This window comes from Schinkia azotoformans, assembly GCF_035811335.1.
Lineage (GTDB): Bacteria > Bacillota > Bacilli > Bacillales > Bacillaceae_J > Schinkia > Schinkia azotoformans.
Genome location: NZ_JARSMD010000009.1, coordinates 72,228 through 95,360, shown reverse-complemented (window position 1 = coordinate 95,360; position 23,133 = coordinate 72,228). Strand labels below are relative to the sequence as shown.

Below are 23,133 nucleotides of genomic sequence, written 5' to 3'. Positions count from 1 at the left end.
TTATGAGGGCGAATCAAGATTCTATTGACCAAGCAGAAATTCTCAGAAAAAGAATGGAAGAAAATCAATTAGAGAGCTCCGGGCTGCCGCCAAGGAGTGAGGTTCATCGTAATAAAGATAAAAAAGTTAAATTTCGATTTCGTTTTCCGCTCATTCGCTTGCTTGCCTTGTCATTTATTATAATCGTTTGTATTGTTGCCAGTTATAACTTATGGAAAGACCATGTCCAATTAACAAATGCCAGTGAAACTGAAAACGAAGCAATAAACGATTCTAATATAGATGTGATTGAAATGAAGGGCGTAGGAGAAGAAGGCGCAGAATCAGTTGAAAAAGTTGATAAAGACGTGGGAAAAGTAGACGAAAAGGTAGACGAAAAAGTAGAAGAAGTGCAGGATCAAATTGAAGTTGCACAGCCTACGGAAACGCAAGTAAAAGAAGCAGCTCCAGTCCAGGATACAGCGACAGAACAAGCTAATACTAACCAAACGGGGAAAGTGTTACATCATAAAGTAAAGGCTGGAGAAACTTTATACCGAATCTCGATGAAATACTATAAAAGTAGAGCCGGAGAAGAGATCATTAAGAGAACAAACGGTTTAGATGCGAATGGAACCGTCATGACAGGTCAAATTCTAAAAATCCCATTGAAATAAATAGAAAGATTTTACCGTTCTAGATTATTGTCCATGCGAATACATGTAAAGTAGATGGGTAGAATGCACGGGCAATGGGGTGTAAAAGTGGAATATCATCACTTTTTATTAGATGAAGTTGGACAGGTTATTATTAACGATTTGAAAAAGTTAAAGAAAAAGCATCAAAAAAAAGAGGCAGAGGTTAAATTTTATAAAGGTGCATTGGTATTAATTGCAGCACTTTTTTTAGCATATGTCTTATTCTTCACAGTTTTACCGTATCGATTTTACTATGGTTCCATGATTTCTGTGCTGATCAATAATGTATACCATTATGTTTTTGTAGGAGTGTTGGCAACGATTCATTACCGTTTGAAGTTTCTTGATAAAAAGGCGGAAAAAGCAGAAAAAGAATATAACGCACTACGCTCTGAGGTTATTCAAAGAACAGAAGAACTTTGGCCTGAGGGGGAAAAACGGGATAACCGTCACCGTTTTTTTAGGGAAATGAAGGAAAAATACGATATTAATCTTTATTATGAAAATGATTAAAAGGGAGCTGGTTTTGATTCAGCTCCTTCACCGGATATTGTTAAAAATAGACTTTTTTGTCTCTTTCCTCTTTTAATATTTCAACAGCCTCTTGAAAGCGAAGTGAATGAATAATTTCCCGCTCTCTAAGGAAACGAAGGGCATCATTAATATCTGGGTCATCAGATAAATTGATTAACCATTGGTAAGTGGCTCTTGCTTTTTCTTCAGCAGCAATATCTTCATATAGATCTGTGATCGGATCACCTTTAGCTGTAACATAGGTAATGGTAAATGGTGCCCCAGCTGCATTATGATAATATAAGGCCTTATCATGATCGGCATAATGTGCCCCTAAGCCGCATGCTTTCATTTGGTCAGGTGTCGCATCCTTGGTCAGCTTATACACCATTGTAGCGATCATTTCAAGATGTGCAAGCTCCTCAGTACCAATATCGGTTAATAATCCGGCAACTTTATCAGGAATTGTGTACCTTTGATTTAAATAACGAAGTGCGGCTGCTAATTCTCCGTCAGCCCCGCCATATTGCTCAATTAAAAATTTTGCAAGCATTGGATTGCATTTACTTACTTTAACAGGATACTGCAGCTTTTTTTCATAAATCCACATGGACTTATTCTCCTCCCCTGTTTTGAATTTTCTCCAGTCCTAGTCGTGCGCTAACCGGGTGGCTTCCGCATTCTATCAGTCCAGCTTCAGCCACCCAGCGACTAGTGGACTTCACTCACCTCCCTACGATAAGTCAACATCGATTCGCTTTCGCTCATCGTGTTTCCTATATCTCAGTCGGTGCGTTCCAGTCCATACGTCGCTAACCGGGTGGCTTCCGCATTCTATACTTGCCATGGCCATGGAGCTTCTTTCCAATCCCATGGATATCTTGAGTAGCTATGTCCAAATTGGAGGAGTGGACCAAATTGGACTTCGAATCGTTTCGCACATTGTTTTCTTAATTTTGCATATTGGTTAAATTGTTCTATAGCCTGAAGGTCTTGGGGGTGGGTATCCAAATATAATGTAAGCTCGACTAAAACAAAATCAATGGCTTGCAGTTCTTCTAGCAATGTGTAATATTCCTGAGGCAATTGTTTATTCATCTGTTTTTGCCTCCCTCATTTGCATTTCGTGCGCATTGTAATATGGGTCATATAAGGCACACCATAGTGTCCCAGCGTATAACGCTTCCTTTGGGGAAAATTGTTGCATGCCTGGGGGTTGAAATTTTATATAAAGGTTTGGAGCGGTTACATACTGTTTCGTAGTCATTGGTGGACAAGGATCAAATGGACTGACGTATGGGTGCCAATATTTCCTAGTTGTAAACATTGCATTTCCTCCTTTTTATTTTGACATACAAGTTCAATTCATTTTATGGGATCGAAGGAATGTCCTATACCATTTGATACATCATTTTCCTTTCCGTTACATATTTGATAATGGAGGGATTTTTATGTTCATTAAACTTTTCATTTTCTTATTCGCGTTTATTAGCGGTTTTTTTACCATTTCAATATTTCCAAGTTTGACTTTTGATGATGTGTCGTTCTTCATTTCAGCACTAATTTTAAACCCGATCCGCTTCTTTATAGGGATGATTGCCTTTATAATGACAGGCCTTGCTTTCTCATATATTGTTCGATCACTTATTAAATCACGTAAGACACTTGTCATTGATTTATTTTTGTTTTTTGCATTTTTTTTGTTAATGAGATTTTCAGTCTTGCTTACACTTTTAATGGTTGTTTTTTCAATTGTTTTCGGCATTCTTACGGTTGATGGAAGAACTTCCCGTTCAGATGAAGGGAATTCCTAAATCATTTACTTGGCAACGTTAATAAATTATACTTGAGAGTAAAAGGCGGTGCCGGAGGAAGTTTTTATGACTCGTGAGCAAGGGAAATATAATATGAAGGCTGTTTCGAAGTTGCTCGGGATTCAGCCGGGGACACTACGGGCATGGGAACGGAGATATAAAATTATTGCACCGGAACGGAATGAATCCGGGCACAGATTATACACCGAAAAGCATATTACTATATTAAGATGGTTAATAAAAAAAGCAGATGAAGGATTTACAATCAGTCAGGCCGTTTCCCTTTTGGAAGAAAGTGAAGCTAATAAAAACGTCAACGATGATGCACAAACCGAGAAACTTGATTTTACATTTCATGAAATCAAATATAACCTCTTGCAGGCATTAATTAAATTTGAGGAAGACCGTGCCCTCAAGGTTTTGGACTATGCGTTCAGTTTATTTTCTGTCGAATTTATACTTATAAATGTAGTAAAAGTACTCTTGGATGAAATGAAACGTCTACTTGAAGAGAACAAGATATCAAGTGTTCATGAACAATATATTGTAAGTTTCATCCGTTCCAAAGCTGGTGCAGTGTTACAAACGATGCCCATTGATCCCAACCAGCCGAAGGCGGTCGTTGTCTGCGGTCCAAATGAGATTCAGGAACTAGACTTATTGATGTTTTCTATTTTTTTGAAATGTAATGGTTATAAAGTTATTTATTTAGGGACAGGCGTTAAGGAAGAAGATTTATGTACTGTCCTCGACGAACTTCAGCCTAAATTACTGTTTATTTCATTTACAAACAATAAAACTGAGGCGGCCATCCATTTTATTAAAACAATAACTGATCAATATCATGACCTGCAAATTGGAATAGGCGGCGAGGCTGTCCCTTTTCTTAAGGAGGAACTAGACGAGAACTATCAAACTTATTTAGTAGGTGAAAATAAAACTGATTGGGATAAGTGGATCAAACAAAATGCTTGTCTACACCCTCATTAAAAGTGTAAGATAAAATTTAAAATATTACACATACACAATATGAACCATCTATAAATACAAACATATAGTAAGGTAAGGGATGTTTGGGAGTTGATGGTAAGGGAGGGTAGCTCATGAGGCTAGAGCGTTTAAATTATAATAAAATCAAAATCTTTCTAACTTTTGATGACTTAACAGAACGTGGTTTAACAAAGGAAGACTTATGGCATGACAGCCAAAAGGTTCATCAACTTTTTCGAGACATGATGAGTGAAGCCAGCGACGAATTAGGGTTTGAAGCAGATGGACCAATAGCGATTGAAGTATACTCTCTTCAGGCTCAAGGGATGGTCATCATTGTGACAAAGGACATGGTAGCTCAAGACGAAGATGAGGAATTTAATGATGAATATATTGAAATGCAGGTTACTGTAGACGAAAGTGATGATATTTTTTATGAATTCGGGTCACTTGAGGATATCATTTCATTAAGTTCTAGATTACATGTTTTAGGGATAAAGGGTGGCAAACTTTATTCTTTTCAAGATCATTTTTATTTAGAATTACAGGAATATGAGCTGAATGAGCAGCTGACAGAAAATATTATAGCCATACTTTCTGAATTTGGAACCCCTGCAACTATAACAATATATAGAGTTATTGAATATGGTAAAGAGCTGATGAATGAAAAAGCAATTGAGCAAATCTATAACTATTTTATTAATAAAAACGCGTAAATAAATGAGTAGGCTGATCATTTTTTAGACAGCCTCTTTTTTGTGAAAAAAATTAATGATTTGTCTTGGTTATCTCTAGTGGTATGATAAATAAATAGGCACTCATCTATTTTGAAAGAATACGATACGATAGTGTCTTTAATATATGAAATTGATAATAGTCTTTGACATAGGCAAGGAGTGGAATGTTGGTTATGAAAGTAGCTGTTTTATATGGGGGAACATCTGGGGAGCGGGAAGTTTCTTTATCATCAGGAAAAGGGATCATCAATGCTTTAGAAAAGAAAGGCCATGAGGTCATCGGGATTGATTTTAACCCAAGTAAAATCAATGAGTTATTAACATTAGATGTGGATGTTGTTTTTATCGGATTGCATGGACGTTTTGGAGAAGATGGAAGAATACAAGGCCTTTTAGATATGCTGAATATTCCCTATGTTGGCTCCGGTGTTTTGGGATCAGCGCTAGCGATGAATAAAGTTAAAGCCAAAAGAATAATGGAAAGTGTTGGCATTCGTGTTGCTAAGGACCAAGCAATAAACGCTGAAACGTTTAGTCGTGAAAGTTTTGTTTTGGAAATCGATTATCCTGTTGTTGTCAAACCTGCTAGTGAAGGCTCAACAATCGGCATCACGATTGCAAATAATGAACAAGAATTACTAGCTGGAATTGAAGAAGCCTTCAAACATGATGAGGATGTATTAATTGAAGAGTTTATTGCCGGAATGGAAGTTACTGTATCTGTTTTAGGAAAAAAAGGTGTAGAACAGGCGCTACCAGTCATTGAAATTGTGCCAAAAAATAAATTTTACGACTATGAGGCTAAATATGCTCCAGGTGGTAGTGATCATATTATTCCTGCAAGAGTCAGCGATGAAATAACGGTATACCTTCAGAAAAATGCTGTTTTGGCACATCAATCATTAAACTGTAAAACATATTCACGGACCGACTTTATTGTCCCATTTGATGGCAGTTTACCAGTAGTATTAGAGGTCAATACCTTACCGGGAATGACTCCAACCAGTCTGTTTCCTGATGCAGCCAAGGAAATTGGCTTATCCTACGAGGATATGATTGAAAGGCTTATAGAATTATCGCTAAAATAAAAGAACACCCATTGCTTCATAGTAGGGTATGAATACTATAGTGAATCTTTAGGAGGTAAAATTCCATGGCAGCCGATAAACCAGGAATCGAAAATAATGATAAACTAGATATCCTGAAATCAACGCAAATTATTATAAAAAATGCATTGGATAAACTTGGTTATTCTGATGAAGTATATGAGTTGCTAAAAGAACCGTTACGAATCATGACCGTTCGTATCCCCGTACGGATGGATAACGGATCAATCAAAATATTTACAGGGTACCGTGCACAACATAATGATGCAGTAGGGCCTACTAAAGGCGGTGTTCGTTTCCACCCAAGTGTCACTGAAAAAGAAGTTAAAGCTCTTTCAATATGGATGAGTTTAAAGTGCGGAATTGTCGACTTGCCATATGGTGGCGGAAAAGGTGGGATCATTTGCGATCCACGTGATATGTCGTTTAGGGAACTGGAGAACTTAAGCCGTGGCTATGTTCGTGCAGTCAGTCAAATTGTCGGTCCTACAAAAGATATTCCGGCCCCGGATGTATTTACTAATTCACAAATTATGGCCTGGATGATGGATGAATACAGTCGTATGGATGAATTTAATAATCCGGGCTTTATTACGGGAAAACCGCTCGTGCTTGGAGGTTCCCATGGCCGTGAATCCGCAACTGCGAAAGGTGTAACCATTTGTATTTATGAGGCTTTAAAGAAACGGAATATTGATATTAAAGATGCAAAAGTCGTTGTTCAAGGGTTTGGCAACGCTGGCAGTTTTTTAGCTAAATTTATGCACGATGCTGGTGCAAAGGTGATTGGAATTTCTGATGCATACGGAGCATTGTTTGACCCGAACGGACTTGATATTGATTATCTACTAGATCGACGTGATAGCTTCGGTACAGTAACGAAGCTATTTAAAAACAAAATTACTAATAAAGATCTTCTTGAACTGGATTGCGATATTTTAGTCCCAGCAGCAATTGAAAATCAAATTACAGAAGAAAATGCAAATAAGATTAAAGCGAAGGTTATTGTGGAAGCAGCTAATGGCCCAACTACATTGGAAGCCACGAAAATATTAACGGACCGCGGAATATTACTTGTGCCTGATGTCCTTGCTAGTGCTGGTGGAGTCACTGTATCCTACTTTGAATGGGTTCAAAATAACCAAGGTTATTACTGGTCAGAAGAAGAAGTTGAAGAAAAGCTCCAAAAAGTAATGGTTAAGGCCTTTAATAATGTATATGAAACAGCACAAACCCGAAAAGTTGATATGAGATTAGCAGCTTACATGGTAGGTGTGCGTAAAATGGCAGAAGCATCAAGATTTAGAGGCTGGATATAACGAAAAGCGGAAGCGCCCGTTTAGCGAAGTTTACGAGTCGCTGGAGCTAGACATATAAAACACATGAGTCCTCGTAAAATCTACGGGGACTTCTGTATTTAAGGAGGAATATCAAATGAACAAAGAAGATGTCATCATTGTTGGTGGTGGACCTTGCGGTTTAGCGGCGGCAATTGCACTCGAAAACCAAGGATTTCAACCACTTGTTATAGAAAAAGGAAATATCGTTAATGCTGTTTATAGATATCCCACCCACCAAACATTTTTTAGTACAAGTGAAAAATTGGAAATTGGAGATGTTCCATTCGTATCTGAAAGTAGAAAGCCAACTAGAAATCAAGCATTATGTTATTACCGCGAGGTTGTGAAACGGAAACAGTTGCGCATTCATACATTTGAGCGTGTTCTTCGTGTCGAAAAGAAAAGTGAGCAACAATTTATTGTTTATACCCAATTGAAAAATGGGGAGAAAACTACATATGAAAGTAAACACATCGTTATTGCCACAGGATATTATGATAATCCGAACTATATGAATATTCCCGGCGAGAATTTGCATAAGGTAATGCATTATTTTAAGGAAGCACATCCATACTTTAATACAGAGGTTGCCATCATCGGTGGAAAAAATTCTGCAGTTGATGCGGCACTCGAACTACATAAAGCGGGAGCAAAAAACATTACCGTATTATATCGCGGCAGTGAATTTTCTGGAAGCATCAAACCGTGGATTTTACCTGAGTTTGAGTCATTGATTCGCCATGGCCAGATCAATATGGAGTTTAATGCGATTGTAAACGAAATTACTGATGCCACGATTATCTATACTGTTAATGGACAGGAAAAAGTACTGCCAAATGATTTTGTCTTTGCAATGACTGGATATAAACCAGACCATGCTTTTTTAAGAGAAATGGGCGTGGGTGTCGATGTGGAAACAGGCCGTCCCTCATTTAATCCAGATACGATGGAAACGAATATCACCGGGATCTTTATTGCTGGAGTAATTGCAGCAGGAAACAATGCAAATGAAATTTTTATTGAAAACGGCCGTTTTCATGGCGGCCTTATAGCAAACTATCTTAGTGGACAACAGCAGTAAAGGGTGAAGATTTTGAAAAAAAAAGTTGCCTTAATCACAACTGGTGGAACGATTGCAAGTAAGGAAATTTCAAAAGGCCTATTAAATTCAGGAGCGATGTCCGGCGAAGAATTAGCAGAACTATGCCAACTGCCTGAAGATATAGAAGTGAAAATTATTGATGTTATGCAAAAACCAAGCATGCATATCGATTTTGGCCAAATGTTAAAAGTTCGTCGTGCAATTTTAACTGAATTAAACGATCCAACAGTTTGTGGTATTGTTGTAACACACGGAACCGATTCAATGGAAGAGACTGCCTACTTTCTTGATTTAACTATTAACGATTCGAGACCTATCGTTGTTACAGGGTCACAAAGGGCGCCACAGGATATAGGTACAGATGTATATTCCAATCTTCGAAATTCTATCTATGTTGCCGTTAATGAAGAACTAAAAAATGTTGGGGTTGTTGTCGTCTTTAATGAGCGGATCTATTCAGCAAAATATGTTAAAAAAGTTCATGCCTCCAACGTTCAAGGCTTTGAATCATTCGGATATGGCTATCTTGGCATCATTGACAATAATATCGTCAGTATTTATCAAAAACCAATAACAAAAGATAACTATCAAATTAAAAAACAAATACCAAGAGTGGATATAATTAAGTGCTATTCGGGGGCGGACGGGGTATTCATCGAAGCTGCCATTAAAGCAGGTGCCAAAGGAATTGTATTGGAAGGGGTTGGCAGAGGCCAGGTTTCACCCTATATGATGGATGCGATTAAAAAAGCAATTGCGGCAAAAATTACTGTAATGGTTACGACAAGTGCGGAAGAAGGCAAAGTCTACCCAGCCTATGGATATGTAGGAAGTGCCTATGATCTAAAGCAAAATGGGGTCCTGTTAGGAGAAGATTACGACAGTAAAAAAGCGAGAATAAAATTAGCGGTTCTATTAGCCTCAGTTGACAAAATTGTGCAAGCAAATTTCAAGTGAAAATTCCAAAATTTTTTAGTTCTTCCTCTATACCATGTCTCATGTTACCATTAAAGATGTAAAAATAATGGTATAAAGAAAGGATTATTTTATCCCAATGTTAGCTATTATATCAAGTGGAGTGGCACCTGGGCTTGCACTTTTAGCTTATTTTTATTTAAAAGATAAATTTGATGCGGAACCTATTAGTATGGTTTTTCGGACCTTTATATTTGGCGCTTTACTCGTTTTTCCAATTATGTTTATTCAATATGCCTTTTCGACTGAAGGGGTTTTACAAAGCAATTGGAATAATGCCTTTTTATTATCAGGATTTTTAGAAGAATTTTTTAAATGGTTTATTCTTTATTTCGCCGTGTTTCAACATACAGAATTTAATGAACGCTATGATGGAATTGTCTATGGGGTATCTGTATCCCTTGGTTTTGCAACGGTTGAAAATATTCTTTATTTATTTGCTAATGGAATCGAATTTGCTTTTGGCAGAGCCCTTTTGCCGGTTTCAAGTCACGCTTTATTCGGTGTTGTAATGGGTTTTTATTTAGGAAAAGGGAAATTTACCACGATCGAAAAAAAGAAACTGTGGATTGCCTTGTCTTTATTTCTACCCGTTTTTCTTCACGGAGCGTACGATTTTATTTTATTAACGGTTAAAGAATATTGGGGATACATTATCGGTCCATTTATGATCTTACTTTGGATCAATGCTTTAAGAAAGGTTAAGGAAGCAAATCAGCTTGATGAATCAAATGTGATCCAGTTATTCGAAGAAACAAATAATATTTCCAAATAAAAACACGACATCTGCCATAATTGGTAATTGTCGTGTTTTTTCATGCATAAAATGTCAATCTCTACAGAAAATACTTATAGGTAACATTCCTATAAGGAGGTTTCTTGGAAACATGTATTATAAACATTTAGTAAAATATTTGCTTATGCTTACACTGCTTGTCGGAATTGCTGCCTCTACTTCAAATGAAGAAAAGGCCAGCGCTTTTTCAAATCAGGTCATTCAAATAGGGGCGGTTGGTGATGATGTTATTGAATTGCAGGCTAGGCTTCAATACTTGGGATTTTACCATGGGAAAATAGATGGTGTATTTGGATGGGGGACTTACTGGGCATTGCGAAATTTTCAATCTGAATTTGGAATGCCAATCGATGGCTTGGCCGGAGCTGCTACAAAACAAAAACTAGTTAACGCTTCAAAATATGATAAAGCACTTGTTAAAAAAAATGTAGATCAAGGTAAAAGTTTTACATACTATGGTGGAACACCAAAGGAACAACAAGTAAAAAATGATCAACCTAAACAACAACAAACTGCACAAAAACAAGCATCTCCGTCAAAGCCATCAGCTGTTAATATGCCAAATGGATATTCCCAAAATGATATTCAGTTAATGGCAAACGCAGTATATGGTGAGGCAAGAGGCGAGCCGTATGTCGGGCAGGTTGCTGTTGCTGCGGTCATTTTGAATCGTGTCAATAGCCCCTCCTTTCCTAATACCATTTCGGGAGTTATTTTTGAACCAAGGGCTTTTACCGCTGTGGCGGATGGGCAAATCTGGTTGACACCAAATGAAACAGCCAAAAAGGCTGTTATTGACGCCATCAATGGATGGGATCCTACGGGAAATGCAATTTATTATTTTAATCCTAATACTGCCACTTCTGCGTGGATTTGGAGTAGGCCGCAAGTTAAACAAATTGGAAAACATATATTCTGTATGTGAAAATTGAGGTGATTGTCTTTGCTTCGAGTCATATTAATCATATTTTTCGCAATTATAGTCGTTGGTACAGGATTCTGGGGTTATCAAGAACACCAGGAAAAAAATGCGATTCTAATTCATGCGGAGAACAATTATCAACGGGCATTCCATGATTTAACTTATCAAATTGATTTATTACAAGATAAAATTGGGACAACTTTAGCGATGAACTCAAGGTCACAGCTATCACCGGCATTGGCTGATGTTTGGAGAATTACATCTGAAGCACATTCGGATGTGGGGCAATTGCCGCTAACGTTAATGCCATTTAATAAAACTGAGGAATTTTTATCTAATATTGGTGATTTCTCTTATAGAACTGCTGTTCGTGATTTGGAAAAGGAGCCGTTAACAGATGGTGAATATAAAACATTACAGCAATTATATTCTCATGCAACTGAAATTCAACAGGAGTTAAGAAAAGTACAGCATCAGGTTATTGAAAATAATTTAAGATGGATGGACGTTGAGCTTGCTCTAGCATCGGAAAAGGAAAATCTTGATAATACAATTATCGATGGTTTTAAAACTGTAGAAAAAAATGTTGAAGAATATTCAGAGAGTAATTTTGGTCCTGAATTTACCCAAATGAATGCAAAAAACGATAATAGCTTCAAATATTTAAGTGGAAAAGAAATAACAAAAGAAGAGGCAATGAATGAAGCAAGGAAGTTTTTGCAAATTGAAGAACCTGTAAATATGAATGTTACAGAAAATGGGGAAGGTTCGGATATCGGCTTTTACAGTATTACGATCAATAGTCCAAAACAAAATTCTGAAATATATATGGATATTACCAAAAAGGGCGGTTATCCCATTTGGGTATTAAACCATCGAGAGATAGGTCAATCGAATATTAGTTTAAATGAGGCTGCTGAAAAAGCTAAAAAATATTTAAATGATCAAAACTTTAAAGATTTACAGCTTTTTGAAAGTGCTCAATATGATCATGTCGGTGTCTTTACCTTTGTAGCAGTGCAGGATGGCGTGAGAGTCTATCCAGATTCGATTAGAGTAAAGGTTGCACTTGATGAAGGAGATATTATCGGATTTTCGGCCAATGATTATTTAATCGCTCATCATAAGCGTAAGATTCCAAAGCCAGAAATATCATTGGAACAAGCCCGCGGGAAAGTGAATCCGTCTGTAAAAGTGATGGAACACCGATTAGCGATCATCAATGATGACTTAGGGAAAGAAGCATTATGCTATGAAATACTAGGGATCATCAATAATGATACGTATCGCATTTACGTTAATGCTATTGATGGTTCAGAGGAAAAGGTCGAAAAATTAAAGAATGCTGAACCAATATATGAACAGGTTTAAGGAAAAGTCACGATTAGACTTTTCCTTTTTTTTGTTCCATGAGATAATAATGGAATGAGTAGTGTTGGATATACGGAGGGACGAACATGCTGAATATTGGGGATACGTTAAATATAGAAATTAAATATTCAGATAGTCGTGAAAAATTCAAATGCAAGATTGTTGATAAAAGGGGGCATCAACTTCTAATCGATTACCCAGTCAGTGAAAAAACAGGAAGAACAGCCTTTTTTTTAGATGGTACACAAATTAAAGTTTCTTTTTTTGCAAAAGATAATGCTGCCTATATGTTTGAATCCGAGATTATCGGCCGAATAAAGGAAAATATTCCGATGATCATCATTAGTTATCCAGGTCAAGATAAATTGATCCGTATACAAAGAAGAGAGTTTGTTCGAATTGATGCAACCGTTGATATTGCTGTCCATCCGATAAACGATGAATTTAAGCCTTTTACAACCGTTACAGTTGATCTAAGTGCGGGGGGAGCTGCTATCATCCTACCTCCAAATCATAATTTTAAACCGCAAACGCAAATATTTTGCTATTTGGTGCTACCTTTGTCTAATGGTGAATACAATTATATAAAAGCCCATAGTAAGATAATTAGAATTATTTATGGAACTAAGGGCACGAGAGATAAAGCACCAATTCAATTTATCGATTTAAAAGAAGCCCAAATTCAACAAATTATACGCTATTGTTTTGAGCGACAATTAAGTGAAAGAAAAAGAGGAATGTAACGCATAGTTCCCGTAAACTGTGAAATACTAACCAAAAAATGGTTGGTGTTGGGAAATGAAAACAGTTGAAAAATACATATATAAGTTCGTGATCCTGCATCTAATATTTTTAATTATTGGTCAATATTTGATTTCTAAAGAAACTCTGGCACCTTATTTAAACAAAATTGTTTATTATGAGGGTGTTATGAAAGATCAGTACTCAGAGATAATTGAAACGATGAATAGATAATAGCAGGGCTTACCTGCTTTTTTTGTTTTAGATTACAAAGTAATAAACTTAACTTATACTTAATTACGACTACATCAACTTGGGGTGATTTTTTTGAAAAAGATTAATGTTGCAATTGACGGTCCCGCTGCGGCAGGAAAGAGTACTGTGGCCAAGCGTGTAGCTGAGAAGTGTTCTTTCATATACATAGATACTGGTGCAATGTACCGAGCCCTTACATATAAAGCTCTCGAACAAAAGATTGATTTAGAGGACGGTCCGAAACTTGTTGACCTATTGTTGCAGACGAAGATTGAGCTGGAACCGGCAGATAAAGGCGGAAAAGTATTGGTTAACGGTGAAGATGTTACAAAGGAAATACGCGAAAATGATGTAACTAATCATGTATCGATTGTTTCTAAGCATAGCGGGGTCAGAAAATTACTCGTTGAAAGGCAGCAACAGTTGAGCCGTCAAGGCGGCGTTGTGATGGATGGCCGTGATATTGGAACACATGTCCTCCCGAATGCCGAAGTCAAGATTTTTATGGTTGCCTCTGTGGAAGAAAGGGCTAAAAGAAGGTTTGAAGAGAATTTACAAAAAGGAATTCAAACAGATTTAGAGAAATTAAAAGAAGAGATTTCTCTTAGAGATAAATTAGATTCAGAGAGAGAAGTGGCTCCTTTACAAAAAGCAATCGACGCTGTAGAGATTGATACGACTTCCTTATCAATTGATGAAGTCATTGCAAAGATTATTGAGTTAATAGAAGAGAGGAGTTGAGACCATGTGGCTATATAAGTTTGGGAAAGCTCTTTGCAGCATTTACTTTAAATCGCAATACAAAATAGAGGTAGTAGGTACAGAGAATATTCCTAAAGATGGGGGCGTTTTGCTCTGCAGCAATCATATATCTAATAATGATCCACCCCTTGTCGGCGTTACATGTCCGAGGGATATAAGCTTTATGGCTAAGGAAGAGCTTTTTAGAATGCCTGTCATAAAAACAATCATGCATGGAATCCGAGCTTTTCCAGTAAAGCGGGGGATGAGCGATCGAAATGCCCTGAAAGCGGGACTATCCTTATTGAAGGAAGGAAACGTTCTGGGGTTATTTCCGGAAGGAACAAGAAGCAAGACAGGTGAATTGGGGACAGGTCTTGCCGGGGCTGGTTTTTTCGCACTTAGATCAAATGCTGCCGTCGTCCCTTGTGCTGTTATTGGTCCTTATAAACGTTTTAACAAGATGAAGGTTGTATATGGAAAACCGATTGATTTTGAACCAATTCGCGCAGGTAAATTATCTGCACAGGATGCGACAGATATCATCATGAAAGAGATCGGACTATTGATTGAAAATAACGCTCTCGATAGGCATTCTACTTGACAAATTGGTCCGTTTATTAGAAGTTAGAAAAAAGCACAAAAAATACATTGAAAAGCAGACTGTTGTTTGTGGATTGAGGAGGGTATTTTTATGTCAGAAGAAATGAATAAAAATTTGGAAGTTAAATCATTTGCCATAGGGGATACTGTTGGTGGCAAGGTAACAAAAGTTGAAGATAAGCATGTCTTAGTTGATATTGGTTTTAAAGTAGAGGGAATTGTTCCAATTAGTGAGCTATCTTCTTTACATATCGAGAAAGCTGGCGATGTTGTAAAGGTTAACGATGAGTTAACATTAAAAGTAATAAAAGTGGAAGAAGAAGAAATCATCCTTTCTAAAAAAGCAGTAGATGCAGAAAAGGCATGGGATGAGCTTGTGAATAAGTTTGAAACTGGGGAAGTTTTTGAAGCTGAAGTAAAGGATGTCGTTAAAGGCGGCTTAGTCGTTGATATTGGTGTACGCGGCTTTATTCCAGCTTCCTTAGTTGAAAGACATTTTGTAGAGGATTTTTCCGAATATAAAGGAAGAAATATAAGCTTAAAGGTCGTTGAGATTGACCGCGAAAAAAATCGTGTTATTCTTTCACATCGTGCTGTTCTTGATGATGAGATTGCGTCTCAAAAACAACAGACTATTGATGCTTTAAAAGTTGGCCAGGTTTTAGAGGGTACCGTTCAAAGATTAGCTGATTTTGGGGTTTTTGTTGATATCGGGGGAATTGATGGATTAGTACATATATCTCAACTTGCACACCAACATGTAGATAAGCCTGCTGATGTTGTAGCAGAAGGACAGAAAGTAAAAGTTAAAGTACTTTCCATTGATAAAGATAATGAAAGAATTTCATTGTCTATTAAGGAAACATTACCCGGACCATGGGATCTTATTGAATACAAACAAGGTGATGAAGTCTCGGGAACAGTGAAACGTTTAGTTAACTTTGGTGCATTCGTTGAGGTAGCTCCAAATGTTGAAGGGCTTGTTCATATTTCACAAATTTCTAATCGCCACATTGCAACTCCACACGAAGTATTAAAAGAAGGCGAAAAGGTAAAAGTAAAAATTCTTGATATTAATAAAGAAAATCAAAGAATCTCGCTTAGTATCAAAGAATTACTCGAAGAAGATCCAAAGGAAGATTATAAAGCCTATCAACCAACAGAAGAATCCTCTGGTTTCTCTTTAGGTGATAGACTAGGCGACCAATTAAAAAAATTAAAATAGTAAAGTAGTGATGTTACATGAAGAGATCAGAACGAAAAATACAGCACCTTAATTCCGCCTTATCTCTTAATAGAGAATTCGATAATGGGTTAGACGACGTTCGATTTGTTCACCATAGCATTCCAGACCTTTCTATTGATGAAGTGTCGATAAACACTAAAATAGGCGAACTTAATTTAAGTTCGCCTATTTTTATCAATGCGATGACTGGAGGCGGTGGTGAGAGAACGGCTCAGATTAACCGGCGGCTTGCAATGGTAGCCAAAGAATGTCATATTGCAATGGCAGTTGGCTCACAGATGGCCGCATTAAAGGACTGGGATGAAGAACATTCATATCGCGTTGTTCGCGAAGAAAACCCAGACGGAATTGTAATTGCCAATCTTGGTAGTGAGGCAAGCGTTGATCAGGCCAAAAAGGCGATTGAAATGATTAGAGCTGATGCGATTCAAATTCATTTGAACGTCATTCAAGAATTAACAATGCCAGAAGGAGATCGGAATTTTCGCGGTGCATTAACAAGAATCGAGAGAATCGTGACAGAGTTGAATGTACCGATCATCATTAAAGAAGTGGGATTTGGCATCAGCCGTGAAACGGCAAGGCAACTATCTGATATCGGTGTTTCGATCATAGATGTTGGTGGCGTTGGTGGAACAAATTTCGCTGAAATAGAAAATGACAGACGTGACCCAAAATTGCTCTTCTTTAATGATTGGGGGATCACTACGGCAGCTTCAATTATAGAAACCTCACAGGCACCAACAGTTTCTATTATTTCCTCTGGTGGATTAAGAGATTCTATTGATATCGCTAAATCAATTACATTAGGTGCATCTGCCACTGCATTTGCTGGTAGGTTTTTACAGATTTTAGTATCCGAAGGCGAAGAAGCTTTGATTAAAGAAATAGAGCAGCTCGAACGTCATTTGAAATTCATTATGACGGCGCTTGGTGCTAAAACAATCAAGGACCTGCAAAAAGCCCCGGTTGTTATAAGTGGAAATACTCATCATTGGTTACATCAACGAGGGATTGAAACAAAGGCATTTAGTAACCGTACAATTAATAGTTGAAAAAAGAAGGATCGTGCTGATCCTTCTTTTTTATTTTCGCTTTTCTTATTTATTCAATTCTCTTGATGCATCAGGGCTTTCAAGAATTGTAGCACCTTTATTGTGGATTTCTTGGTCTCTGTCTGAACTAACTTTACCAGATTCCCTTAGTTTCTTTTCCTGGCGATCTCGTCCCATTCTAATTGCTCCTTTCTATGTATAATTCTTTATTAATATTTTCCTTTTCACAAACTTTATACTGAGGTAACTTGAAAAATTGGCAAAAGAATGAAATTCCCCCATTTGAGTCATAATGGTTAGTGGTGGTGATTTTTTGTGGAAGGAATATATTTTTATTGGTTTAGTTGGATTGGCTGGGTCATTACAACTTTTTTTATGAAAAAGGGCAAGGTTAGAACAACATTAAGCTTCTTTATATTATTCATGATTATTGGTGGCGATATTACCTATCATCTAACCGGGTATTCCATTCATGCCCCGTTTATCCTACTATTCTTTTTTTCTTTAGTTTTTATAGCGAAAACAAAAGGTTTTATGCAATTATACTATCTTATTTGCTCGCTTATTATTTCGATTGGCTATGTTTGTTTCCACTTATTTGAGTTATTCGACCCTGTTTGGCTTATATTTGACCGAAAGTGGATGCTCTCTTTTGTTATTCTTTATTTGATTTTGATGTTGGTAAAAGATCCTAACCATCGTCTTGCCGTAGCTTTGATGGGTATTTGCAACGGAGAATTATTGTATTCAATGATACTGACAAAATTTTTCGGCGGAATTGAAATTGGCAATTTTGTCTTTTTGGATACGCTTGCCTTTAATATTCTTTTTATTTTAATTTGGAATTCATTTGAAAAAATTGTGCATGTATTTGAAGCAAACATTTATAAAGGAAAAGCAGGGAGGGTTCAGCGATGAGCGAGTATACATATCCAATTCTTTTTGGTGTTATTATTGGAACTTTTACAAGGCTTTATATGTTACGAACAGACTACCGCCAATATCCAACATATCTGCATGGAAAGGTGATCCATATTGCGTTAGGCTTTATTGCTGCCGCTTTAGGGACTGTAGCTATTCCGTCAATTATGGAGGAGGAGTTTACGGCGATTACATTTTTAACGCTTGCCGCTTCGCAATTCCGTGAAGTACGCAACATGGAGCGGAATACCTTAACTGAGCTTGATGAATTTGAACTTGTACCAAGGGGGAAGACGTATATTGAGGGGATTGCTGTTGCGTTTGAAGGTCGAAATTATCTTGTAATTTTTACATCCTTTATTACAACACTTGCTTATATCGTAGTCGGATGGTGGGCCGGTATTATAGCGGGGGTCATTTGCTTATTCATTTCGAAAAAATTAATGTCTGGGAACAAACTAAATGAGATTGTTGACATTGAACACCATGAACTTCATTTTGATGGTGCCGGTCTTTATATTGATAATATCTATATTATGAATATTGGTTTGCCTGCACGTCAGGAAGAAGTATTGAAATATGGGATGGGTTTTATCTTAAAACCAAAAAATTTTAATGTAAGATCAACGATTGCAAATCTTGGGCAACGTCAAGCCATATTGCACGATGTATCTGTTGCGTTGGGGGTGTTTCGCGACTCCGGAACACCTGCGTTAGTTCCACTTGCCAAAAGAGACCTCGATGATGGCCGGGTCGGTGTGTTTATATTGCCGCAGGAAAAAGATATTGAGAAAGCAATAACTGTAATTGGACAAGTTCCTGTATTGGAGAATGCGATCAGAATGCCAACTGAATCAAAAGCCCATAAGAAGGGACGGGAACTATCATGAATTTAGAAAAATATATATTGGCAATTATTACAACAAATCCCAAAAAGGCGACCGGTTCAACAGCTATATTTCCTTGCGAAACCAATGAGGAAATGGAGTTTGTTGCAGCTAACTTGGAAGCAATATTGGATGGAATTGCCCATCGGTTAACAGATGAGCTATATATAATTGTAAAACATTAACTGTACTGAACAGAAACTTGGTGGAATATTCCGCCTTTTGAAAAGGTTGTTTGAAATGTGTTTATTTGGTAGTATTATTTAGTTAATACGGTAAAATTATTTTCCCTTCTTAACATAGAAGGGTTTTTATACGTAATCAGTGATTTATTGGAAAGGAAGATAGATATGGCAAAACCGGTAGTAGCAATCGTCGGTCGTCCTAATGTTGGCAAGTCAACGATCTTTAATCGTATTGTTGGGGAAAGAATTTCAATTGTAGAGGATGTTCCAGGAGTAACGAGAGACCGTATTTATAGTTCAGGAGAATGGCTGAATGTAACATTTAATATTATTGATACAGGCGGTATTGAAGTGGGGGACGAGCCTTTATTAGTCCAAATGAGACAGCAGGCTGAAATCGCCATTGAGGAAGCGGATGTTATTGTTTTTATGGTTAATGGTCGGGAAGGGATTACGGCGGCCGATGAAGAGGTTGCCAAGCTTTTGTTCCGATCTCAAAAACCAATCGTTCTAGCTGTTAACAAAATTGATAATCATGAAATGAAAGATCAAATTTATGAGTTTTATTCATTAGGCTTTGGTGAACCATTTCCGATTTCTGGATCCCATGGCTTGGGATTGGGTGATTTATTGGATGAAGTGGTAAAAAATTTTCCGAAAAGCAGTGACGAAGAGTATGACGATTCCGTCATTCAATTTTGTTTAATTGGACGGCCGAATGTAGGGAAATCCTCATTAGTTAATGCTATTTTGGGCGAGGATCGAGTAATTGTAAGCGATATTGAAGGAACAACAAGAGATGCTATCGATACAAAACTGACACGCGAAGGTCAGGAATATGTCATCATCGATACGGCAGGAATGAGAAAAAGGGGGAAGGTCTACGAAAATTTAGAAAAGTACAGTGTATTACGTGCATTAAAAGCAATTGAGCGATCAGATGTTGTTTTAGTAGTTATAGATGGTGAAAAAGGAATTATCGAGCAGGATAAGAAAATTGCCGGATATGCCCATGAGGCCGGTCGTGCCGTTGTTATTGTCGTTAACAAATGGGATGCAGTAGAAAAAGATGAGAAAACGATGAAAGAATTTGAACAGAATATTCGTGACCATTTCCTATTTTTGGATTATGCTCCGATTGTATTCTTATCAGCTAAAACAAAAAAGCGAATCCATACGCTGTTGCCAATGATCAATTTAGCTTCGGATAGCCATAATATGCGTGTTCAAACGAATATTTTGAATGATGTGATTATGGATGCCGTAGCGATGAATCCTACACCGACTGATCGTGGAACAAGATTAAAAATTTATTATGCTACCCAAGTAGCGGTAAAACCACCGACATTTGTAATCTTTGTTAATGATCCTGAATTATTGCACTTTTCCTATGCACGTTTCTTAGAAAATAGAATTCGTGAGGCGTTTGAGTTTACGGGAACACCGATAAAAATTATTGCAAGAGCAAGAAATTAACTTTTGCATAAAGGAGTTGATTAATATGGGGAGATGTACTGTTATCGGTGCTGGAAGCTGGGGGACAGCATTGGCAATTGTTCTTGCTGATAACGGGCACGAAGTAAGGCTTTGGGGGCATCGGGAGGATCAGATCAATGAAATAAATTCTAGGCATACGAACGAAAAATATCTGCCTGATGTAGAACTACCAACTTCCATTGCCGGCTATTTTGATTTAGAAGCAGCAATCAAAGATATTGATACAGTTATATTAGCTGTTCCAACAAAAGCAATTCGTGAGGTATTAGGAAACCTAGTTTCATTCCTAACAGGTAAGGTTTTAATTTGCCATGTTAGCAAAGGAATTGAACCTGATACATTAAAGCGTATTTCAGAAATGATCTTGGAAGAAGTCCCTGGTCATTTAGTAGAGGATGTAGTCGTTTTATCTGGACCTTCCCATGCGGAGGAAGTAAGCAGAAGACAGCCCACAACAGTAACCGCATCCTCAACTAATATCGAGGCAGCGGAAAAAATTCAAGATTTATTTATTAATCAACATTTTAGAGTTTACACAAACCCTGATATTATTGGCGTTGAAATTGGTGGGGCTTTAAAGAATATTATTGCTCTTGGTGCAGGAATTTCCGATGGATTAGGGTTCGGTGATAATGCTAAAGCAGCGTTAATTACGCGAGGTCTAGCAGAGATTTCCCGCCTCGGAATGAAAATGGGAGCAAACCCATTGACATTTGCTGGTTTAGCAGGAATTGGTGATCTTATAGTTACATGTACAAGCGTTCATAGTCGTAATTGGCGCGCTGGAAATTTGCTTGGAAAAGGACATAATCTTGATGAGGTTTTAAATAATATGGGAATGGTCGTTGAGGGCGTTAGGACGACAAAGGCTGCCTATCAACTCGCAAAGAAGGAAAATATTGAGATGCCGATCACAAATGCGATTTACGATATTCTTTTTAATAACTGTCCACCTAAGGATGCGGTCGAAGGATTAATGGGGAGAGGTAAAACCCACGAAATGGAAGACTTTTACCTAACTTATAAAAAAGATTAGGGCAAACACCCATTTTGTACGCCTTGCATAGAGTATATTGAGTGCTATCGACAAGGAGGATTCTATAGTGGACGAATTCATTCATAAAGAGTTATTCGAAAAAATAGAAAATAAAACGAAAATAAAATCAGAAGATATTTTAGCTGTTGCAGATTCTGTAAAGGATGCAAATTTCAAAGATGAGGAAACCATTCGGTATCTTGTAAGACAGCTGTCATCTCTTGCGAATGTACCTGTGTCCGAGGGTATTGAAGATTCGATTGTAGATTCAATTATTAATCATAATGGAATATTAGATTTTCGCCATCTTGGTGAAATAACGGATAAAAAATAAAATAAAGCAGGATAGGCACTTTTAGGAGGCGTCCTGTCAATATTTTGCATAGTATAAAGTGTATCACATTTGTTGAGCTGTGATTTAAAGGAATATTTTAGTCATAAATTGCTAAAGCATTACCCCGTGCTTTAGCTTTTTTTAATTTTTGTCTAGTTCCAGCACCCAGCGCTTTCACTTTTCTACTAGGACCTGTGGGACAAGGTATGATATAATATCTCCGATTTGAAAAGGAGCGATTGACAATGACCCCAGGGATGTTAAAGATGTACATATCATTTTTCGGAATTGGTTTTATGTTTTTATCTGTTGTATTAATTTATTTAAGTCGATACAAGTTAAAAGGGATTTTTAAGATGATTACGGCAGTCATTGCTTATATATTAATGATTCTAGCTGGCCTCATCATCTTTTTTGTTGTATTTAGCGGCCCGGTTGCCGATTAAGGAGGACTTTCGTTGTTTAAGAAATTTTTATTGTTTTCAAGTTTATTCGTGATGATATCGTTCCTTTCCGGTTGTCTCTATCCGGAAGATAGATTGGCCCAGAATCGAGTACCGTATAAAGACCAAATCGCAATGGTCCAAAGTGCGGTTGATCAGTTTCAAGAAGCAGAGGGTGGTATCCTTCCCCTTAAAACAAAAGAAAATGAAACACCTATTTTTCAAAAATATTTAATTGATTTTAAAAAACTGAGCCCCCGCTTTATCGCTGAACCTCCCGGCAGTGCCTTTGAAAGCGGCGGAATTTTCCAATATGTATTAGTTGATGTCGAAACAGATCCAACTGTTAAATTAATAGATTTAACGATGGTGGATGCCATTCGTGATCTGAAACTCCGTATTAAATTTTTTGCTGAAAGGAATGGGTATCCTCCTTACAAAGAACCATTAGATCAGGAAAAAGGTTATTTTTCACTAGATTATGACAAATTAGGTTACAATAATACATCGCCATTTGTCGTAAGTCCTTATAGCGGAAAAAATTTATCTTTATTCATAGATACGAAAGGGGAAATATTGGTTGATTACAGCCCGGATTTGTATGATGCCTTGAAAAAATTCAAACATAATTATAAAACCGGCGATGATATCCGCTATTTATTGGTCGAAAATTATGATTTTGTTCCTGCTTTTTCCGTGCCCTACACAGTTAAAGATAATGACCCAATTTTTTTAAAAGAATAACAGAAAATTAGTCATGAACCCTGCTCTTATTTAATACTTTTTTATAGAGCAGGGTTTTTTTTGATGATCCAGTTCTTCTTTCTTTAATAAAAATAAAAATTC

The 23,133-nt window shown here is 37.2% G+C and carries 30 protein-coding genes; 26 read left to right on the top strand and 4 right to left on the bottom strand.

Features of this window, described 5'->3' with window-relative positions:
* Nucleotides 1–2 precede the first annotated feature (2 nt).
* Both P9E47_RS05095 and P9E47_RS05090 read left to right on the top strand, forming a co-directional pair.
* On the top strand, nucleotides 3–656 hold the full coding sequence (locus P9E47_RS05095; protein WP_003331208.1) for a LysM peptidoglycan-binding domain-containing protein: 654 nt from the start codon (nucleotides 3–5) through the stop codon (nucleotides 654–656).
* Between the two features lie 63 nt (nucleotides 657–719).
* Nucleotides 720–1,190, top strand: a complete 471-nt coding sequence (locus P9E47_RS05090) for a DUF2663 family protein (RefSeq protein ID WP_003331207.1) — start codon at nucleotides 720–722, stop codon at nucleotides 1,188–1,190.
* 40 nt (nucleotides 1,191–1,230) lie between these two features.
* Here the strand turns inward: P9E47_RS05090 and P9E47_RS05085 are convergent, their stop codons facing one another.
* The 3 genes from P9E47_RS05085 to P9E47_RS05075 all read right to left on the bottom strand — a co-directional run bounded on the left by P9E47_RS05085 (nucleotide 1,231) and on the right by P9E47_RS05075 (nucleotide 2,517).
* A complete protein-coding gene (locus P9E47_RS05085) occupies nucleotides 1,231–1,800 on the bottom strand; it encodes a manganese catalase family protein (protein ID WP_326162731.1) in 570 nt (189 codons plus the stop codon).
* A gap of 224 nt (nucleotides 1,801–2,024) precedes the next feature.
* On the bottom strand, nucleotides 2,025–2,288 hold the full coding sequence (locus P9E47_RS05080; protein WP_003331191.1) for a spore coat protein CotJB: 264 nt from the start codon (nucleotides 2,286–2,288) through the stop codon (nucleotides 2,025–2,027).
* Nucleotides 2,281–2,517, bottom strand: a complete 237-nt coding sequence (locus P9E47_RS05075) for a spore coat associated protein CotJA (RefSeq protein ID WP_035193044.1) — start codon at nucleotides 2,515–2,517, stop codon at nucleotides 2,281–2,283. Before P9E47_RS05075 ends, P9E47_RS05080 begins: the two co-directional genes overlap by 8 nt.
* Before the next feature lie 124 nt (nucleotides 2,518–2,641).
* On the opposite strand from P9E47_RS05075, the gene P9E47_RS05070 reads away from it, so the two are divergent.
* From P9E47_RS05070 to fni, 16 genes are all read left to right on the top strand, one after another.
* On the top strand, nucleotides 2,642–3,004 hold the full coding sequence (locus P9E47_RS05070) for a hypothetical protein (RefSeq protein ID WP_157382105.1): 363 nt from the start codon (nucleotides 2,642–2,644) through the stop codon (nucleotides 3,002–3,004).
* Between the two features lie 66 nt (nucleotides 3,005–3,070).
* The gene (locus tag P9E47_RS05065; protein ID WP_003331187.1) at nucleotides 3,071–3,994 is read left to right on the top strand and encodes a MerR family transcriptional regulator; all 924 of its coding nucleotides are present in this window, start codon (nucleotides 3,071–3,073) and stop codon (nucleotides 3,992–3,994) included.
* Nucleotides 3,995–4,107: 113 nt separating this feature from the next.
* A complete protein-coding gene (locus tag P9E47_RS05060) occupies nucleotides 4,108–4,710 on the top strand; it encodes a genetic competence negative regulator (RefSeq protein ID WP_003331186.1) in 603 nt (200 codons plus the stop codon).
* A 194-nt stretch (nucleotides 4,711–4,904) separates the two neighbouring features.
* On the top strand, nucleotides 4,905–5,819 hold the full coding sequence (locus tag P9E47_RS05055; protein ID WP_003331185.1) for a D-alanine--D-alanine ligase family protein: 915 nt from the start codon (nucleotides 4,905–4,907) through the stop codon (nucleotides 5,817–5,819).
* Nucleotides 5,820–5,884: 65 nt separating this feature from the next.
* Nucleotides 5,885–7,156: a Glu/Leu/Phe/Val family dehydrogenase gene (locus P9E47_RS05050; RefSeq protein WP_003331184.1), complete on the top strand. Its 1,272-nt coding sequence runs from the start codon at nucleotides 5,885–5,887 to the stop codon at nucleotides 7,154–7,156.
* Nucleotides 7,157–7,271: 115 nt separating this feature from the next.
* Nucleotides 7,272–8,258 (top strand): YpdA family putative bacillithiol disulfide reductase, encoded by a 987-nt coding sequence (locus P9E47_RS05045; RefSeq protein WP_326162730.1) that lies wholly within the window; start codon nucleotides 7,272–7,274, stop codon nucleotides 8,256–8,258.
* Nucleotides 8,259–8,270: 12 nt separating this feature from the next.
* Nucleotides 8,271–9,236: an asparaginase gene (locus P9E47_RS05040; RefSeq protein WP_003331182.1), complete on the top strand. Its 966-nt coding sequence runs from the start codon at nucleotides 8,271–8,273 to the stop codon at nucleotides 9,234–9,236.
* Nucleotides 9,237–9,333: 97 nt separating this feature from the next.
* Entirely contained in the window at nucleotides 9,334–10,029 is a 696-nt protein-coding gene (prsW, locus tag P9E47_RS05035) for a glutamic-type intramembrane protease PrsW (RefSeq protein WP_003331181.1), read from the top strand.
* 112 nt (nucleotides 10,030–10,141) lie between these two features.
* Nucleotides 10,142–10,975 (top strand): spore cortex-lytic enzyme, encoded by an 834-nt coding sequence (gene sleB / locus P9E47_RS05030; protein WP_003331179.1) that lies wholly within the window; start codon nucleotides 10,142–10,144, stop codon nucleotides 10,973–10,975.
* Between the two features lie 18 nt (nucleotides 10,976–10,993).
* Entirely contained in the window at nucleotides 10,994–12,343 is a 1,350-nt protein-coding gene (gene ypeB / locus P9E47_RS05025; protein WP_326162728.1) for a germination protein YpeB, read from the top strand.
* A gap of 86 nt (nucleotides 12,344–12,429) precedes the next feature.
* Entirely contained in the window at nucleotides 12,430–13,086 is a 657-nt protein-coding gene (locus tag P9E47_RS05020; protein ID WP_326162727.1) for a flagellar brake protein, read from the top strand.
* 55 nt (nucleotides 13,087–13,141) lie between these two features.
* The gene (locus tag P9E47_RS05015; protein ID WP_003331176.1) at nucleotides 13,142–13,318 is read left to right on the top strand and encodes a YpfB family protein; all 177 of its coding nucleotides are present in this window, start codon (nucleotides 13,142–13,144) and stop codon (nucleotides 13,316–13,318) included.
* 93 nt (nucleotides 13,319–13,411) lie between these two features.
* Entirely contained in the window at nucleotides 13,412–14,080 is a 669-nt protein-coding gene (gene cmk, locus P9E47_RS05010) for a (d)CMP kinase (protein ID WP_326162726.1), read from the top strand.
* A 4-nt stretch (nucleotides 14,081–14,084) separates the two neighbouring features.
* Nucleotides 14,085–14,684 carry a lysophospholipid acyltransferase family protein gene (locus P9E47_RS05005; RefSeq protein ID WP_326162724.1) on the top strand — a complete coding sequence of 200 codons (600 nt, stop codon included), beginning with the start codon at nucleotides 14,085–14,087 and terminating at the stop codon, nucleotides 14,682–14,684.
* Between the two features lie 90 nt (nucleotides 14,685–14,774).
* Nucleotides 14,775–15,908, top strand: a complete 1,134-nt coding sequence (gene rpsA / locus P9E47_RS05000; protein ID WP_326162723.1) for a 30S ribosomal protein S1 — start codon at nucleotides 14,775–14,777, stop codon at nucleotides 15,906–15,908.
* A 17-nt stretch (nucleotides 15,909–15,925) separates the two neighbouring features.
* Nucleotides 15,926–16,984 (top strand): type 2 isopentenyl-diphosphate Delta-isomerase, encoded by a 1,059-nt coding sequence (gene fni, locus P9E47_RS04995; protein WP_326162722.1) that lies wholly within the window; start codon nucleotides 15,926–15,928, stop codon nucleotides 16,982–16,984.
* 45 nt (nucleotides 16,985–17,029) lie between these two features.
* Here fni and P9E47_RS04990 read toward each other — a convergent pair whose 3' ends face one another.
* On the bottom strand, nucleotides 17,030–17,161 hold the full coding sequence (locus P9E47_RS04990) for a YpzI family protein (RefSeq protein WP_003331171.1): 132 nt from the start codon (nucleotides 17,159–17,161) through the stop codon (nucleotides 17,030–17,032).
* A 138-nt stretch (nucleotides 17,162–17,299) separates the two neighbouring features.
* On the opposite strand from P9E47_RS04990, the gene P9E47_RS04985 reads away from it, so the two are divergent.
* The 8 genes from P9E47_RS04985 to P9E47_RS04950 all read left to right on the top strand — a co-directional run bounded on the left by P9E47_RS04985 (nucleotide 17,300) and on the right by P9E47_RS04950 (nucleotide 23,031).
* A complete protein-coding gene (locus tag P9E47_RS04985) occupies nucleotides 17,300–17,902 on the top strand; it encodes a YphA family membrane protein (protein WP_326162721.1) in 603 nt (200 codons plus the stop codon).
* Entirely contained in the window at nucleotides 17,899–18,795 is an 897-nt protein-coding gene (locus P9E47_RS04980) for a YIEGIA family protein (protein WP_003331168.1), read from the top strand. Before P9E47_RS04985 ends, P9E47_RS04980 begins: the two co-directional genes overlap by 4 nt.
* Nucleotides 18,792–18,977: a capping complex subunit for YIEGIA gene (locus P9E47_RS04975; protein WP_003331167.1), complete on the top strand. Its 186-nt coding sequence runs from the start codon at nucleotides 18,792–18,794 to the stop codon at nucleotides 18,975–18,977. Before P9E47_RS04980 ends, P9E47_RS04975 begins: the two co-directional genes overlap by 4 nt.
* Nucleotides 18,978–19,142: 165 nt before the next feature.
* The gene (gene der / locus P9E47_RS04970) at nucleotides 19,143–20,453 is read left to right on the top strand and encodes a ribosome biogenesis GTPase Der (RefSeq protein ID WP_003331166.1); all 1,311 of its coding nucleotides are present in this window, start codon (nucleotides 19,143–19,145) and stop codon (nucleotides 20,451–20,453) included.
* A 25-nt stretch (nucleotides 20,454–20,478) separates the two neighbouring features.
* Nucleotides 20,479–21,510, top strand: a complete 1,032-nt coding sequence (locus P9E47_RS04965) for an NAD(P)H-dependent glycerol-3-phosphate dehydrogenase (protein WP_326162720.1) — start codon at nucleotides 20,479–20,481, stop codon at nucleotides 21,508–21,510.
* 67 nt (nucleotides 21,511–21,577) lie between these two features.
* Entirely contained in the window at nucleotides 21,578–21,844 is a 267-nt protein-coding gene (locus P9E47_RS04960) for a stage VI sporulation protein F (protein ID WP_003331164.1), read from the top strand.
* Between the two features lie 245 nt (nucleotides 21,845–22,089).
* Nucleotides 22,090–22,290: a DUF2768 domain-containing protein gene (locus P9E47_RS04955; RefSeq protein ID WP_003331163.1), complete on the top strand. Its 201-nt coding sequence runs from the start codon at nucleotides 22,090–22,092 to the stop codon at nucleotides 22,288–22,290.
* A 12-nt stretch (nucleotides 22,291–22,302) separates the two neighbouring features.
* Nucleotides 22,303–23,031, top strand: coding sequence for a hypothetical protein (locus P9E47_RS04950; RefSeq protein ID WP_003331162.1), 729 nt, complete (start codon nucleotides 22,303–22,305; stop codon nucleotides 23,029–23,031).
* Nucleotides 23,032–23,133: the final 102 nt, after the last annotated feature.

Excerpts from the sequence above, each read along its gene's own strand:
- P9E47_RS05015 (WP_003331176.1), top strand. The coding sequence starts at position 13,142 with ATGAAAACAGTTGAAAAATACATATATAAGTTCGTGATCCTGCATCTA.
- P9E47_RS05095 (WP_003331208.1), top strand. The coding sequence starts at position 3 with ATGAGGGCGAATCAAGATTCTATTGACCAAGCAGAAATTCTCAGAAAA.
- P9E47_RS05080 (WP_003331191.1), bottom strand. The coding sequence starts at position 2,288 with ATGAATAAACAATTGCCTCAGGAATATTACACATTGCTAGAAGAACTG.
- P9E47_RS05005 (WP_326162724.1), top strand. The coding sequence starts at position 14,085 with ATGTGGCTATATAAGTTTGGGAAAGCTCTTTGCAGCATTTACTTTAAA.
- P9E47_RS04980 (WP_003331168.1), top strand. The coding sequence starts at position 17,899 with ATGAGCGAGTATACATATCCAATTCTTTTTGGTGTTATTATTGGAACT.
- P9E47_RS04955 (WP_003331163.1), top strand. The coding sequence starts at position 22,090 with ATGACCCCAGGGATGTTAAAGATGTACATATCATTTTTCGGAATTGGT.
- P9E47_RS04975 (WP_003331167.1), top strand. The coding sequence starts at position 18,792 with ATGAATTTAGAAAAATATATATTGGCAATTATTACAACAAATCCCAAA.
- P9E47_RS05050 (WP_003331184.1), top strand. The coding sequence starts at position 5,885 with ATGGCAGCCGATAAACCAGGAATCGAAAATAATGATAAACTAGATATC.
- P9E47_RS05045 (WP_326162730.1), top strand. The coding sequence starts at position 7,272 with ATGAACAAAGAAGATGTCATCATTGTTGGTGGTGGACCTTGCGGTTTA.
- P9E47_RS04965 (WP_326162720.1), top strand. The coding sequence starts at position 20,479 with ATGGGGAGATGTACTGTTATCGGTGCTGGAAGCTGGGGGACAGCATTG.
- P9E47_RS05075 (WP_035193044.1), bottom strand. The coding sequence starts at position 2,517 with ATGTTTACAACTAGGAAATATTGGCACCCATACGTCAGTCCATTTGAT.
- P9E47_RS05020 (WP_326162727.1), top strand. The coding sequence starts at position 12,430 with ATGCTGAATATTGGGGATACGTTAAATATAGAAATTAAATATTCAGAT.
- P9E47_RS05085 (WP_326162731.1), bottom strand. The coding sequence starts at position 1,800 with ATGTGGATTTATGAAAAAAAGCTGCAGTATCCTGTTAAAGTAAGTAAA.
- P9E47_RS04990 (WP_003331171.1), bottom strand. The coding sequence starts at position 17,161 with ATGGGACGAGATCGCCAGGAAAAGAAACTAAGGGAATCTGGTAAAGTT.
- sleB (WP_003331179.1), top strand. The coding sequence starts at position 10,142 with ATGTATTATAAACATTTAGTAAAATATTTGCTTATGCTTACACTGCTT.
- fni (WP_326162722.1), top strand. The coding sequence starts at position 15,926 with ATGAAGAGATCAGAACGAAAAATACAGCACCTTAATTCCGCCTTATCT.
- P9E47_RS05070 (WP_157382105.1), top strand. The coding sequence starts at position 2,642 with ATGTTCATTAAACTTTTCATTTTCTTATTCGCGTTTATTAGCGGTTTT.
- P9E47_RS05055 (WP_003331185.1), top strand. The coding sequence starts at position 4,905 with ATGAAAGTAGCTGTTTTATATGGGGGAACATCTGGGGAGCGGGAAGTT.
- prsW (WP_003331181.1), top strand. The coding sequence starts at position 9,334 with ATGTTAGCTATTATATCAAGTGGAGTGGCACCTGGGCTTGCACTTTTA.
- der (WP_003331166.1), top strand. The coding sequence starts at position 19,143 with ATGGCAAAACCGGTAGTAGCAATCGTCGGTCGTCCTAATGTTGGCAAG.
- P9E47_RS05065 (WP_003331187.1), top strand. The coding sequence starts at position 3,071 with ATGACTCGTGAGCAAGGGAAATATAATATGAAGGCTGTTTCGAAGTTG.
- rpsA (WP_326162723.1), top strand. The coding sequence starts at position 14,775 with ATGTCAGAAGAAATGAATAAAAATTTGGAAGTTAAATCATTTGCCATA.
- P9E47_RS05060 (WP_003331186.1), top strand. The coding sequence starts at position 4,108 with ATGAGGCTAGAGCGTTTAAATTATAATAAAATCAAAATCTTTCTAACT.
- P9E47_RS05090 (WP_003331207.1), top strand. The coding sequence starts at position 720 with ATGCACGGGCAATGGGGTGTAAAAGTGGAATATCATCACTTTTTATTA.